9 protein-coding genes are annotated in these 13,614 nt (G+C 57.2%); 1 reads left to right on the top strand and 8 read right to left on the bottom strand.

The window, feature by feature from the left end; all coding sequences use genetic code 11:
• Positions 1–965: tRNA epoxyqueuosine(34) reductase QueG (gene queG / locus WBP50_RS09575; RefSeq protein WP_423933881.1), on the bottom strand; the 965-nt coding region annotated here is incomplete at its 3' end.
• 89 nt (positions 966–1,054) lie between these two features.
• On the opposite strand from queG, the gene WBP50_RS09580 reads away from it, so the two are divergent.
• Positions 1,055–2,986, top strand: a complete 1,932-nt coding sequence (locus WBP50_RS09580) for an FAD-dependent oxidoreductase (protein WP_423933884.1) — start codon at positions 1,055–1,057, stop codon at positions 2,984–2,986.
• Positions 2,987–3,071: 85 nt separating this feature from the next.
• On the opposite strand, the gene WBP50_RS09585 is transcribed toward WBP50_RS09580, so the two are convergent.
• From WBP50_RS09585 to WBP50_RS09615, 7 genes are all read right to left on the bottom strand, one after another.
• Positions 3,072–4,733: a PTS sugar transporter subunit IIA gene (locus tag WBP50_RS09585; protein ID WP_423933886.1), complete on the bottom strand. Its 1,662-nt coding sequence runs from the start codon at positions 4,731–4,733 to the stop codon at positions 3,072–3,074.
• A gap of 38 nt (positions 4,734–4,771) precedes the next feature.
• Positions 4,772–5,359, bottom strand: coding sequence for a potassium-transporting ATPase subunit C (locus WBP50_RS09590; RefSeq protein ID WP_423933887.1), 588 nt, complete (start codon positions 5,357–5,359; stop codon positions 4,772–4,774).
• Positions 5,360–5,377: 18 nt separating this feature from the next.
• Entirely contained in the window at positions 5,378–7,462 is a 2,085-nt protein-coding gene (kdpB, locus tag WBP50_RS09595) for a potassium-transporting ATPase subunit KdpB (protein ID WP_423933890.1), read from the bottom strand.
• A 36-nt stretch (positions 7,463–7,498) separates the two neighbouring features.
• Entirely contained in the window at positions 7,499–9,169 is a 1,671-nt protein-coding gene (gene kdpA, locus WBP50_RS09600) for a potassium-transporting ATPase subunit KdpA (protein WP_423933892.1), read from the bottom strand.
• A gap of 12 nt (positions 9,170–9,181) precedes the next feature.
• Positions 9,182–9,262: a potassium-transporting ATPase subunit F gene (locus WBP50_RS09605; protein WP_423933937.1), complete on the bottom strand. Its 81-nt coding sequence runs from the start codon at positions 9,260–9,262 to the stop codon at positions 9,182–9,184.
• 140 nt (positions 9,263–9,402) lie between these two features.
• Positions 9,403–11,229, bottom strand: a complete 1,827-nt coding sequence (locus WBP50_RS09610) for an ATP-binding protein (RefSeq protein WP_423933895.1) — start codon at positions 11,227–11,229, stop codon at positions 9,403–9,405.
• Between the two features lie 176 nt (positions 11,230–11,405).
• Positions 11,406–13,400, bottom strand: coding sequence for an APC family permease (locus WBP50_RS09615; protein WP_423933897.1), 1,995 nt, complete (start codon positions 13,398–13,400; stop codon positions 11,406–11,408).
• Positions 13,401–13,614: the final 214 nt, after the last annotated feature.

A 13,614-nucleotide genomic window follows, 5' to 3' on the forward strand; every position in this document is an offset into this window, starting at 1 on the left:
CTTGCGTTGCGTTTAAGCCGTCTGAGGCCGATTCGGTAAACGGGCGTGCCGTAGAAGAGCCTGCGGAATCCCGAACCGGTCAGGTTCAGGATATCATCCGGCGTAAGGGCGAGCAGCTCCTTTTTCAGGGTGAAAAGCCCTTCGGGTGCAGGTTTTCGTGACTCGTTCGCGGGGCAGGACTCCTGGCAGAGGTCGCAGCCGAACAGCCAGTCGCCCACCATCCGCGATTCATCCGGGGTGAACTCCCGTTTCAGCTCGATGGTCAGATAGGAAATGCATCGGCGGGCGTCGAGTTTCCCCGGTTCCACAAGCGCACCTGTCGGGCAGCTGTCCAGACAGTTCCGGCACGCGCCGCATCGGTTCGGCAGCTCTCCGGCGCGTTCCCGTATTTGCAGGTCGATGAGCAGTTCTCCGAGAAAAACGCGTGAGCCGGCTGCCGGAGTCAGGAGCAGGGTGTTTTTTCCCGTGCGGCCTATACCTGAGGACTCGGCCCAGGCTTTTTCGAGCAGGGGAGCGCTGTCGACGGCAATGATCGCCTGGACCGGTTCGTCATGGATGGTCCGGATGAAGGCGAGCAGTTCCTCGAGTTTTCCGTGTACGACCCTGTGATAGTCGTCGATCACGGCATGCCGTGAGATGCGTGCGGTGCCGGCGGCAGCTGCGTCGTATTCGGGCAGGTTGTAGGAGAGCGCTGTGGAGACAACGGTTTTTATGTCGGGAAGATGCTTCGATGGATCGGTGCGTTCCTGCAGCCGGGTTTCGAGCCAGCGCATTTCGCCATGCCGATTTTCCCCGATCATGTCGCTGAATCGCCTGAATGCCTTTTCCTGGGGCGCCGGCGGCGAAAAACCTATGGAGGCAAAGCCGAGCCTCAGCGCTTCACGGCGGACCAGTGCGGCAGGGTTCTCTTCGGGTCTGGGCATCTTTTCCGGTGTGGTGGAGTGCGAGGTTATCTTCGGCGGCATGGTTGCCAGAATTACTATTTATCGTTAAATATACACTTCGCTTTTTTTATCCAACCGATCCGCTGCGGGTCTTAGTTCACCTCTCTTTCATGGAACGTCGCGAGTTTCTCAGAACAGTCCTTTCCCGTGCAGGTATCGGTGCAGGCGTTACCGCGGCTGCCGCTGCCGGAGCGGTCGGTTATTATCAGCCCAGAAAGGAGTTTTACAGGAAAGGAGACGACGGGCAGGAGGGGGGCGGGGACCGTCTTGCTGCGTCGAAAAGCGCCGTTGTGATCGGCGGCGGGCTTGCGGGCATCAGCTCGGCGCTGGAGCTTGCCCGGCGAGGCTTCAGGGTTACGCTGGTCGAGGCTTCTCCTTCGCTTGGAGGAAAACTGACCGGATGGAATCTCGATGCGCTTGGCGAGCGATTTCCTGTGGAGCACGGGTTTCACGGGTTTTTCGACCAGTACTATAACCTGAACGAGATGTTCGCCTATGCCGGGATCACGGACAGCGTTTTCGATCCGGCGCCGGGGTATCCCGTGCTGTTCCGAAAGAGACCGGCGGAGGTGTACGGGCAAACGCCGAAATGGTTTCCCTTCAATATCCTCTCCGTGGTCGGGCAGTCGCGTTCGCTCGATATCGTTTCGTTCCTGAAGGAGTACAAGGGACTCCGGCCGGTGATCGGCATGTTCCGGTACGATTACGGCAATACCTTCAGGCAGTACGATGGAATCGATTTCATGACTTACTGCAAAGAGGGCGGGATTCTTCCTGCGTTTATCGATACGGTGCTGCATCCGTTTGCCGATGCCACCATGAACCGGACCGAGGTGCTTTCTGCCGCCGAGGCTATCCGGTATTTTCATTTCTATTTCATGGGCAGTCCCGAAGGACTTTCTTTCAGGATTACCAACCGGGATTGCATGACGGCTCTCATCGATCCGCTCGAAGCGAAACTCCGCGAGCTTGGCGTCACGATCCTGAAGGGAAAAAGGGCGGCGAAGCTGGTCGCTCTGAACGGAACGGTTACCGGCGTCGAACTGCAGGCAGGCTCCGGCGGCGAAACGTTTCGGCAGACCGGTACCGACACTATTCCCCAGCATGGCTGGGCGATTCTGCAGACGGATACGGGTGTGCCGGTTATCGCTTCGCGGGAGGGCGGCAGGATAAAGGCTTTTGATGCGAGGTGTACGCACATGGGATGTCCGGTGACGTACGATACGCAGAGCGGGGGGTTTTACTGCCCCTGCCATTCCGGACGGTTCGATGCTGCGGGCAATCCCGTCAGTGGCCCGCCTCAGGCTCCGCTTGCCTCGCTCGAAGCCGTGGAGCAGGATGGCGGTCTCGTGTTCCGATCGCAGCAGGCAGCGTCGGGCGTTTCCGGGGAGGTGCTTCCCGCGGAGTACTGTGTTGTCGCTTCAGACGTCAGGGGCACAAGGGAACTGCTGCTTGGTTCCGGTCTCGGGATGCCCGGGTTCGAATCTTCGGTTGCCTCGCTCGGCGAGGCCGATCCTTATGCGGTCTACAGGCTCTGGCTCGACCGTCCGCTCGAGTCCGCCGATTTTCCGTTCTATACGGTATCGGGGTACACCTATACCGACTCGATATCGTTTTATTCCGACTTTCAGGAACCGTTCATCTCCTGGGCCAGAAAACGGGGGGGATGCGTCGTCGAGCTGCACGCCTATGCCATCGCTCCGGAGGATGTGAAGCCGGAACCGGTCATCAGGGCTGCCATGAAGGAGGAGCTGCACCACATGTTTCCTGAAACAAAGGGAGCGACGATCCTGCACGAGCTCTACATGCAGCAGTCCAACTTCACCCGCTGGGCCCCCGGCGACCACAGCCGCCGTCCCGGTGTTGAAACGCCCTTTTCCAATCTGTTCCTTGCCGGCGATTGGGTGCGGGTCGATGCACCGGTTTTTCTCATGGAAGCCGCAGCGTTTACCGGTCGCATGGCGGCAAACGCGATTTTCAGCAGGGAGTCGCTGAATCCGACACCGCTGCCTATTGTGCCGATGGAAGGGATCTTCGCTTAAGCCAGGAGTCAGGGGAGCCGTTTTCAGGTCTTGTTGGCCCCTTGCGTCCTTGTCACCTCCCCTCGATGCACCAGCTGCGGTGTTATTAAGGATACGTTCTCAGGATTTTCAGCAGTTCCTTTTTATCGGCAGCTCGTAACACCCTGGATTTCCACTGGCTGTCCGATGCTGTTTTACTGATGATGCCAAGGAGCTTGATATGGCTGTTCGGGTCCGCAAGCGGGGAGAGCACCAGAAACATGATCCTTGCCGTGTTGCTCGAGTTCGGGTCGTAGATGCCTACCTTGCTGATGCCTATTGCCACCAGTGGCTTGTTGAGCAGTTCGAGTCGTGCGTGCGGAATGGCGATCTCCTCTCCGATGAAGGTGCTGCCCTGTTGTTCCCGTTCGAGCAGGCATCGCATCGCTTCATTCTCGTCGATTTCCGGGGCGAGTCTGCAGCATTCATGGAGCAGTGTCCGGAAAGCGTCCTCTTTTTCCACGACGTGTTCCCAGAGAACCGGCTGTACGTTCCGGATCAGCGTCTTCCAGCTCTGTTCGTGCGGTTTGGCCTGCAGGAGTGTTTCCCTGATTCCCGAAAGGGATGGCGCCGGATTTTTCCTCAGCTTCAGTGTCTCTTCACCCCTCGTGTCGAGCACGATTACGCTGATGCCCCTGCATTCGCCGATAAGCCTCTCTACAATGGTTTTTCGTCCCTGTATGCGCTGCCATAAGGGCAATTGTCTGCCCGAGTTGCCGATGATGATGTGTCCGACCCGGTACTCATGCGCAAACTGCAGGATGGTTTTTACCACGTCGTCTCCCTTGTAGGTAAAAACAGTTGCCCCGAGATTCTGGGCGAGGGTAAGGGTGTTGGAAAGCATGCGCTGCACGGCCGGGTCGATGACGGCCGGGTTTTCGGCAAAGGTCCGGACGTAGACGGCGTACCAGTTGCGGTTGAGACGTCCGGCGATTCTCGATGCGTAGCGCAGGATGGTTTCGCAGTTCCGGCTTTTTGAACTGAGGCAGACCATGAGCTGGTCGGGGTTTGTCTGGGAATCCTCCACCGGCTGGTTGCGGCGGCGGGAATCGATCTGCGACGCAAGTTCTCTCAGGGAGAGTTCCCGGAGCCGTTCGAGGTTTTCGCTCCTGAAGAAGTTGGCAAGCGCTGTTTCCGTGCGTTCGGCTATGTACACCTTGCCTTCCGTGAGCCGCTGGCGGAGATCGTCGGTGGTGCAGTCCACGTTGACGAGCTGGTCGGCCATCGCGAGAATACGGTCCGGTACCCGTTCCCGGACCTTTATGCCGGTTGCCTGTTCAACGGTTTCGTACAGGCTTTCGAGATGCTGAATGTTCAGTGTTGAAATGACGTGAATGCCGGCCGCGAGAATTTCCTCTGTATCTTCATATCGTTTTGCGTTCCGGCTTCCCGGCACGTTGGTGTGCGCGAGTTCATCGACGAGAACCACGGAGGGTTGTCGCCGGAGAATGGCGTCGATATCCATTTCGGTGATCTCCATGCCCCGGTAGACCACGCTTTTGCGCGGGATGATTTCGAGGCCCGAAAGCAGTGCTTCCGTTTCTTTTCTTCCGTGGGTTTCAACGATACCCGCGACCACATCGATGTCGTTCTCTTTCATACGTCCGGCCTCCTGGAGCATCTGGAACGTTTTTCCCACCCCCGCAGAGTAGCCGAGATAGATTTTCAGCTTGCCCCTGCGCGATCGCTGGATGAGCCGCAGGAAACTGTCGGGCCGGTTGTTTTCCATCGATTTCCTTCCCCTGATTGTTGATCGTTTTCAGGAACTTATTTCCGTACCCGGTCAAGGGCGCAATTCAGCTGCAGGACGTTGACCAGCGGCTCTCCCTGGAAAGGTACGGCGATTTTTCCGTTTTCCGGACTGTTGACGATGTGCATTACCTCGTCGACGGAAAGCCCCCTTGCACGGGCAACCCTTGGAGCCTGAAATCTGACGGATGCAAGGGAAATATGCGGATCGAGGCCGCTGCCGGATGCGGTGACGAGATCCGTCGGAACCTTTTCGCCCTGTTCAGGCGCAAGGGTTACAAGCACTTTCTCTGTTTTGTCTCTCATGGCCGCAGATGCAGGCGAAAGGTTGCTGCCTCCTGCTCCGGATGCGTTCCATGATACTGCCGAGGGACGGGGCCAGAAGTATTCCGGTCTGGTGAACTGCTGGGCTACGAGACTGCTGCCGATAACCCCGCCTTCAGCGGAACGGACCAGGGAGCCCGACGAAGCATCGGGTGCGAGTCGGCCTGCAAGATAGATTGCGCCCGTATACAGCCCGCTGCAGACAAGCACGGTTAAGGGAAGAATGCGTAAGGATGCGGCAAATTGCCGGAGGATATTTTTTCCCGATAGCGCAGTTTTCATTGTTGCTCGCTTGTTGGTTTATACAAGTCCCGTTAACGCAAGAGCCATATCGATCAGCTTGATGCCGATGAACGGCGCGACCACGCCCCCGACTCCGTAGATGAGGAGGTTTTTGCGGAGCATCGTGTCTGCTCCCATGGGCCGGTACCGGACGCCCCTGATCGCAACCGGTATCAGAAGCGGGATGATGATGGCGTTGAAGATCAGTGACGAGAGAATCGCGCTTTCCGGTGAAGCGAGGCGCATGATGTTGAGAACGCCGAGCCCCGGTATCGCCAGCACGAACATCGCAGGGATGATCGCGAAGTATTTTGCGATGTCGTTTGCGATGGAAAACGTGGTCAGCGCTCCCCTGGTCATCAGCAGCTGCTTGCCGATTTCGATGATCTCGATGAGTTTTGTTGGGTCGCTGTCGAGATCGACCATGTTGCCGGCCTCCTTGGCGGCCTGTGTTCCCGAGTTCATGGCTACCCCGATATCCGCCTGGGCGAGTGCGGGAGCATCGTTGGTTCCGTCTCCCATCATGGCGATCAGCCGTCCCTGCTCCTGTTCCTTGCGGATGTACTGAAGCTTGTCTTCCGGACGTGCTTCGGCGATGTAGTCGTCCACACCGGCGTCCCTTGCAATTGCTGCCGCCGTCAGCGGGTTGTCGCCGGTTACCATGACGATGCGCAGGCCCATGGCTCGCAGGCGTGAAAACCTGTCGGCGATGCCCGGCTTGAGGATGTCGGCGAGCGCCACGACACCGAGCGGTTCCGGGCCATCGGCAACGACGATGGGCGTCATGCCTTTGCGGGCAACCTCGTTCACCAGTTCCTGCAGCGTCGCCGGAACCGTGCCCCCCTGTTTTTCGCAATATCTGATAAGCGTATCCGGGGCGCCTTTACGGAAGCTCCGGCCATCGGGAAAATCGATGCCGCTCATCCGGGATTGTGCCGAGAACGGCACCGTTTTTCCTTCGCTTTCCAGGGAAGGCTTTACGGCCAGCATTTTTTCGGCAAGGGCGACGATTGATTTTCCCTCGGGAGTCTGGTCGCCGGATGAAGCCTCCATTGCGATTCGAGCCAGCCGGTCGAGGCCGATTCCCGGAAGCGGGAAGTAGTCGGACGCCTGCCGGTTGCCTATGGTGATGGTGCCGGTCTTGTCGAGCAGCAGCGTGTCGATGTCGCCGGCAAGCTCCACGGCCTTGCCGCTCTTTGCCAGTACGTTCGCAGACAGCGCCCGGTCCATGCCGGCAAGTCCGATTGCAGCCAGGAGAGCGCCGATGGTGGTCGGGATGAGGCATACAAGCAGTGCGACAAGGGTGGGTACCGGAAGCGTCATGCCGAAATACTTTCCGATCGGCCAGAGAGAGCCTGTCACCAGCAGGAACGCCAGGGTAAGGCCGGCAAGGGTGACGGTAAGCGCAAGTTCGTTGGGCGTTTTCTGCCGTACGGCGCCTTCGACAAGAGCGATCATCCTGTCGAGGAAGGTGTTGCCCGCCGAAACGGATATGCGGATCACGATGCGGTCCGAAATGACTCTCGTTCCGCCGACCACCCCGGACCGGTCGCCTCCGGCTTCGCGCACCACCGGTGCCGATTCGCCGGTAATGGCGGATTCGTCCACCATTGCGGCTCCTTCGACGATCTCCCCGTCACCCGGAATGATCTCGCCGGCAAGCACGACAACCCGGTCGCCCTCCTGCAGTTCATCGGAATTCACGGATTCCTCCCGGCCGTTCGTCACTTTTCTTGCAACGGTATTGCGGCGTGTGCGTTTGAGGCTGTCCGTCTGGGCCTTGCCCCTGGCTTCTGCAAGGGCTTCGGCGAAGTTCGAGAACAGGACGGTCAGCCACAGGATGAGTGCGACCGCTACGGTATAGGTCAGGTTTCCTTTGCCGGTGAAGGCATTCCCGGCGGCGATGAGCGTGGTCAGCACCGCTCCCGCTTCGGTAACGAACATGACCGGATTTTTTGCCATCGACCTGGGGTCGAGCATTACGGCAGAACGCCGGAGTGCTCCCGTTACGAGCTGTTTTTCAAACAGTGAGGAGGTTTTTGCCTTACGGCGTCCGGATTTGGCCTGTTCACAGGTATCCGGCAGGGAAGTACGGTTCGTCATGGTTTCAGGTTTGGTTCTTCGGGAAGGTTCCTTTCCTCAATGGCTTGCCGCCGAGAGGTGTTCCGCCAGGGGACCAAGCACGGCTACCGGAAGGAACAGCAGCGCTCCGATGAAGATCACGCTGCCGAGAATGATGAGCCCGAACAGCGGGGTGTCGGTTCGAAGGGTACCGGAGGTTTCCGGCACCGGTTTTTTCGACGCCAGTGATCCGGCGATCGCAAGGGGCAGAATGATGGGGATATAACGGGCCAGCAGCATCACCACTCCGGTGGCGATGTTCCAGGCAACGGTGTTGTCGCCGAGTCCCTCGAAGCCCGATCCGTTGTTGGCCGCGGCTGAAGTGAACTCGTAGAGGATTTCCGTGAACCCGTGGGCTCCGCTGTTCAGCACGGTGGCCGCCCCGGCAGGAGTGGCCGCGAAGAGCGCCGTTCCTCCGAGGATCAGAAGGGGATGCACCAGAAGGGCAAGCAGGGCAAGCCGCATTTCCCCGGTTTCGACTTTCCTTCCGAAATATTCCGGGGTGCGCCCCACCATCATGCCGCAGATGAAGACGCCGATGATGATGAAGATGAACAGGTTGATGATGCCGACGCCGACACCGCCGAACACGACATTGATCCACATGCCGGCCAGCGGTACGAGGCCGGTCAGCGGGTTGAGGCTGTCGTGCATGCAGTTGACCGAGCCGTTGCTTGTGGCGGTCGTGAGCGCAGCCCAGAGAGCGCCGGCTCCTGCCCCGAAACGCAGTTCCTTGCCCTCGAGATTCGGGGCGGCTTCGACGGGAAGCCCCCAAAGTGCCGCAGCGGGAGCGCTTTCAAGCCAGAATGCGGCCGCAGCCTTGACGAGCAGCAGAATCATCATGACCGAGAAGATGACCGATGCGTCGCGCATGCGACCCGTGATGCGCCCGAACATCCAGACCGCCGCCATGGGAATCAGGACAATGCTCATGCATTCCACGATGTTGGTGTAGAAGGATGGGTTTTCGAACGGGTGGGTGGAGTTGGGGCCGAAATATCCACCCCCGTTGGTGCCAAGCTGTTTGATGGCCACCATGGCAGCAACAGGCCCGCGGGCCATGGTCTGCGTTGCCCCTTCGAGGGTACGGGCTACAGCAGCCCCTTCGAAGGTCATCGGTACCCCTCCCGCGATCAGGATGAGCGCAAGAAGCAGGGCGAGCGGCAGCAGTATGAAAAATGCAGCCCGCAGGAGGTCGATATAGAAATTGCCGACGCTGCTTCTGCCTCCCAATGCGCGCGCAAGGGCGGCAAGGCATGCGATTCCTGTGGCGGCGGAGACGAACTGCAGCCACATCAGTCCGGCAAGCTGGGAGAAATAGCTCATTGCGGCTTCTCCGGAATAGTGCTGGAGGTTGGTGTTCGTGACGAACGACGCCGCGGTGTTGAATATCAGGCTTGCTTCCAGAGGGCCTTTACCGTCAGGGTTCAGCGGCAGCGACTGCTGCAGGGCAAGTACCGTCGTCACGAAAGCGAACATCATCATGTTGAACACGAGCATGGAGACGAGGTACTGCTTCCAGTCCTGTTCACCAGTGAGCGCGTCTCCTCCTGTCCTGCAGAAAAGTTCCGATGTCCGGCGTCCGTAGCGGGATGTTCCGCCGGGCTCGATCAGATGAGCCATAACCTTTCCGAGTGGCCAGGACAGCAGGGCGGGAACGATGAGGGTCAGCAACAGTAACGGTGCCATGATTCGATGATGTTAGAATTTTTCGGGATGAACGATCGCATAGACCAGGTAACCCATGCTGGTGATAAAAACGAGCAGGACGATCAAATTCATGTCACTCTCCTATAGATGAAAGATGATGCCGGCAAGTGCGCCAAGACCGGCGATGACGAGAAAAATCAGAATGCCGAGATACAGAGTCTGGTAAACGTTCATGATTGCAGGATTTTTTTCTGCACGCTTGTTCTTTCAGATCAGGTTTTCCGGACGGGCAGGGTGAAAGAGAATCGCGACCCTTTTCCCGGAGAGCTTTCCGCGCCGACAGTTCCTCCGTGCGCATCCACGATCTCCTTGACGATCGAGAGCCCGAGACCGATGCCGTTTTTCTCCCGCTGTCCCGGAACCCGGTAGAACGGCTCGAAAAGGTGTTCCAGATGTTCGGCGTCGATGCCTGTTCCGGTGTCTTCAACCGAGAACCGGATGTTGCCGTCATCTTCGCAGGCATTGAGCGTTATTGAGCCTCCGGCGGAGGTGAACCGGAGGGCGTTGGAGAGCAGGTTTGCAAAAACGTGCATGAGGCTTTCCCTGTCCGCCAGAATATCCGGCAGTGTTTCGGGAATGGTGTTCCTTATGCTTACTCCCTGATCGCGGGAGGGCAGAAGGAACGGTTCCATGCCTTCAGCGCCGATCCGGCAGGGAGAAAGGATAGACAGGTCAAGATGAGCCTTGCCGGATTCGATCCGGTTGATATCGAGCAGGTCGTCGAGGATATGCACAAGGCGCTCGCTCTCTTCCCGAGCGGCGAGCAGCAGGTCGGCCTGTTGCCCGTTGAGGTGTCCTGTATGCTCCTCGAGCAGGAGGTGGATGGACATTCTCAATGCGGTCAGCGGTGTGCGCAGCTGGTGTGAAACCGTGGCAATGACGCTGCGCTTCAGTTCGAGCTGTTCATGCACCTGCGTGACATCCCGCAATATCAGCGCCGTTCCGGAACTCTCCTCTGCAGGGTGTCCGGAGGGAATCGGAACGATGGTGGGCTGGAAGAAGATCTCACGGTTATCGGCAAAATGCTGGATAAAACTTCCGTTTTTTCCGGAGTCCGCTCCTGATCCTTTCCGGAACGTTCCGGCCAGCAATTCCTCCATCCAGGGGTATCCAAGGTCATGAACGTTGCTGCCCGGCTTCATGCCGAAGTAGCGTTCCGCACTTTCGGTCGCGATCTCGACAAGACCGTCCGGATCGAATACCGCGACGGGCAGGGGGAGGGTTCTGAAGACATCCTGCAGGGTTTTTCTGGTGCGCAGGAGGATCTGGCTGTCCGCTTTCCGTATCCTGCGCAGGGTAGTCGCCATCTCGTTGAACGAGCGGGACAGCTGCCCGATCTCGTCGTTCGACGAGGTATCGAGCGAGAGGTCGAGATTGCCTTTGCTGATCTCCTGGGCTGAAACGATCAGTTTCCGGATCGGCATGAGAATCCACCGGTTCGACTGGAAACTGAAGAGTATGGCAAGCAGCGCACTTGCAGCAATTGCGGCCAGCATGGTGTTGTGCGCCGAAGCTGCCATTTTTCTGGCGTTGTCGTTCGCCTCGTTCATGTTTCTCTGGTTCATGTCGAGTATGTACCCCGCATGTTGTTTGATTTCCCGGAACAGCGGCAGAAGGGTCGAGAAATAGTATTGCTGCCTTTCCAGCAAAGGACGCTGCGGATCGGTTACCCTGGCGATAACGGTGGAGTACCTTCTGAACAGGGTACTGATACGCATGGCCTTTTCGTGCTCGCCGGGCAGGGTGATATTGTCGAGTTCCGTATGCAATGCTTTTTCGAAATGTCGTTCATGCTGCCTGATGTTGCGGATACCGTCCTCGTAATGGCCGGCAAAGGTGAACAGGACGCCGCTGTCGATCCGCTCGAGTGACTCGGTCATCTCCTGACAGGCGATCACGCTCCGGTAGTTCTGCTTGAGAATGACGTCGATGGCTTCACCAAGTGTATCGATCTGCCGGATCGTGAGTATTCCCATTGCGACGACGATCAGGAGCAGGCTCCCGAAGCCGAGCGCAAGTTTCTGTCGTATTCCGATCATGTATGCCTCCGGATGTGTTAAGCCAAATAGCGTGCCAATGCCTGAAACCCTTGTATATCAACGCAAAAGCAGGAGTTTGGGTTGCCCGTGTCTTGGAAAAATCAAGGAATGCCACGAAACGGCATTGCATTTTTCAATGTCGTTTCATACGCGTTAAGAGAGATCGCTGCAGGAGATCATACCTTGATAGGCAGGATCAGAAAGGGGATGCCATGCACGTAGAGGTTCTGCTGTACGGCAAAAACCGTGTAGTTGTGCAGCCAGCGGTCCATCAGGGATTCTTTGCTGAAAACGAGCTGTCCGCCGAAGAAGACGATATTGGGGAATCGTGCGGTGATGTCGGGTACCAGCTTGTTGATCTCCTCGACGACGTCGGTGCCTATGGATACATAGGCTTCGGCATAGTAGCCATGCTCTTTCATGTAGTCGACATATTTCGACGTCTCGTTGCGTACGAAGTTGCCGAGATTGCCTATTTCATCGGCACCCTTGAAATTTCCGGCATCGATGGAGCCGATCTCGACGAACACGTAATTCCTGTAACTTTCGCCGAACAGGCGGAAAACGCTGAACAGGGTATGCAGGCCGAGACCGTTGAAGCCGTTTACCAGAATGGCCGCTGTTTTGGATTCCGGCTCGAAGGCAGGCATCGGACATGAACCGGCGGTTTCCTTGTCGCTCACATCGGCCCCTGTCAGGACGGCGGCTTCAACAATGACATCGAGCCTTTTCAGCGTATCGTAGGTCTTTTTGTAGTGAGCCTTTATAAAGAAGGCGCCCATGACCAGCAGTCCTGTAATCAGGATGGTGACCCATCCGCCTTCGTGGAATTTGAGAATCAGTACGGACAGCAGGATGAAGGTTGTGAGCACCAGACCGATGCCGTTCACCGCAAGCTTGCTTGCCCACCGTTTTTCGCTTTCCCGTTTCTCCCACCAGTGTTTCACCATGCCCAGCTGCGAGAGGGTAAAGGTGATAAAGACGTTGATACTGTAGAGCACGATGAGAAAATCGACAGACCCTTTCGACAGTACCATCATGGCAAGGGAGGCGGTGCCCATGAGCAGGATTCCCTTTTCCGTCACCAGCCTGTCGCTGAGCATTGCAAAACGCGAGGGCAGCCATTTGTCGAGCGCCATGTTCGCCAGAACCCTCGGGCCGTCGAGAAAACCGGTCTGTGCGGCAATGAACAGCAGAACCGCTTCGGAAAACAGGGTTATCCATACGAAAATCATGCCGTAATGCCCGTTCCACGAAGCGACGATGTTCTGGAAGAGAATCGCATTCAGGGTTTTGCCGGGCGTGTCGCGGACATCGAAAAGAATGTAAGCCAGCATCAGCCCCATCACCGTTACGGAAAGTGAGACCGCCATGTACGTCATGGTTTTTTTTGCGGTTTCGACTTTCGGTTCTCTCAGTACGGGAAGCCCGTTACTGACGGCTTCAATACCGGTAAAGGTACCTGCCCCGAGGCTGTAAGCTTTCAGGATGAGGAACAGTACTCCGGAATACCCGAGGGTGCTGACTGAAGAAGCAAGTTCGCTTCCGGTCTCCCGGTATACCGTTCCGAAGTCTGCCATATGGGAAAACAGGGCGTAAACGATGGCGATGAAGTGGGTGACTATGAACAGCAGGAAAACCGGAACCAGGGGTACTACCGCTTCCTTGATGCCTCGAAGGTTCAGTATCAGGAGCACGGAAACCCCGAATACGGCAAACCAGAGCTTGAAGCCGAGCATGTTTCCGGGAAGAAAACTGAAAATGGCATCAGCTCCGCTTGCAATTGAAATGGTAATGGTGAGAACGTAGTCGATCAGCAGCGCGCTTCCCGAAACGACCCCGATTTCCGGAGAGAGCAGTTTGCTGGCGACAAGGTATCCCCCGCCGCCGTAAGGAAAGAGTTCTATGATGTGTGAGTAGCTGGACGCGATGATCAGAATGGTTACGCCGGTTGCAATGGCAACGAAAATACCGAGGGTCGGATGACCGGCGAGTGCCTTGAATGCTTCTGCGGGTCCGTAACAGGAAGAGGAAAGTCCATCCGAACCAAGTCCGACCCAGGCGAGAAACGCCGTGAGTGCAAGTTTGTGGAAGATGTTCTGATCACGAAAATCCCGTCCGCGGCCGAGAACAAGTTTTTTTACGCTGCGGAGGATATGGAGACTTGTCATGGTATACTGACGATGTTGATCCGGTATATCGGGTGGCGCATGATTTCCGGTTCAAAATATGAACAGCCGTTTCCCGTTCGGGGTCCCGCGGGTCGGTTGCGCATGGTATTTACATCATCAAACATAAGGAAAGTGCGGTCAGCAACATCTTGCAGAACGCAAGGGTAGGGAGGGAAGTACATTGAAATGCATTGAATTTTGCAATGCGTTTCCT

The organism is Chlorobium sp. (assembly GCF_049593655.1).
GTDB lineage: Bacteria > Bacteroidota > Chlorobiia > Chlorobiales > Chlorobiaceae > Chlorobium.

What these genes read in the sequence shown, in the direction of transcription:
- WBP50_RS09590 (WP_423933887.1), bottom strand. Translation starts at nt 5,359, where the DNA reads ATGAAAACTGCGCTATCGGGAAAAAATATCCTCCGGCAATTTGCCGCA.
- WBP50_RS09585 (WP_423933886.1), bottom strand. Translation starts at nt 4,733, where the DNA reads ATGGAAAACAACCGGCCCGACAGTTTCCTGCGGCTCATCCAGCGATCG.
- WBP50_RS09615 (WP_423933897.1), bottom strand. Translation starts at nt 13,400, where the DNA reads ATGACAAGTCTCCATATCCTCCGCAGCGTAAAAAAACTTGTTCTCGGC.
- WBP50_RS09580 (WP_423933884.1), top strand. Translation starts at nt 1,055, where the DNA reads ATGGAACGTCGCGAGTTTCTCAGAACAGTCCTTTCCCGTGCAGGTATC.
- WBP50_RS09610 (WP_423933895.1), bottom strand. Translation starts at nt 11,229, where the DNA reads ATGATCGGAATACGACAGAAACTTGCGCTCGGCTTCGGGAGCCTGCTC.
- WBP50_RS09605 (WP_423933937.1), bottom strand. Translation starts at nt 9,262, where the DNA reads ATGAATTTGATCGTCCTGCTCGTTTTTATCACCAGCATGGGTTACCTG.
- kdpB (WP_423933890.1), bottom strand. Translation starts at nt 7,462, where the DNA reads ATGACGAACCGTACTTCCCTGCCGGATACCTGTGAACAGGCCAAATCC.
- kdpA (WP_423933892.1), bottom strand. Translation starts at nt 9,169, where the DNA reads ATGGCACCGTTACTGTTGCTGACCCTCATCGTTCCCGCCCTGCTGTCC.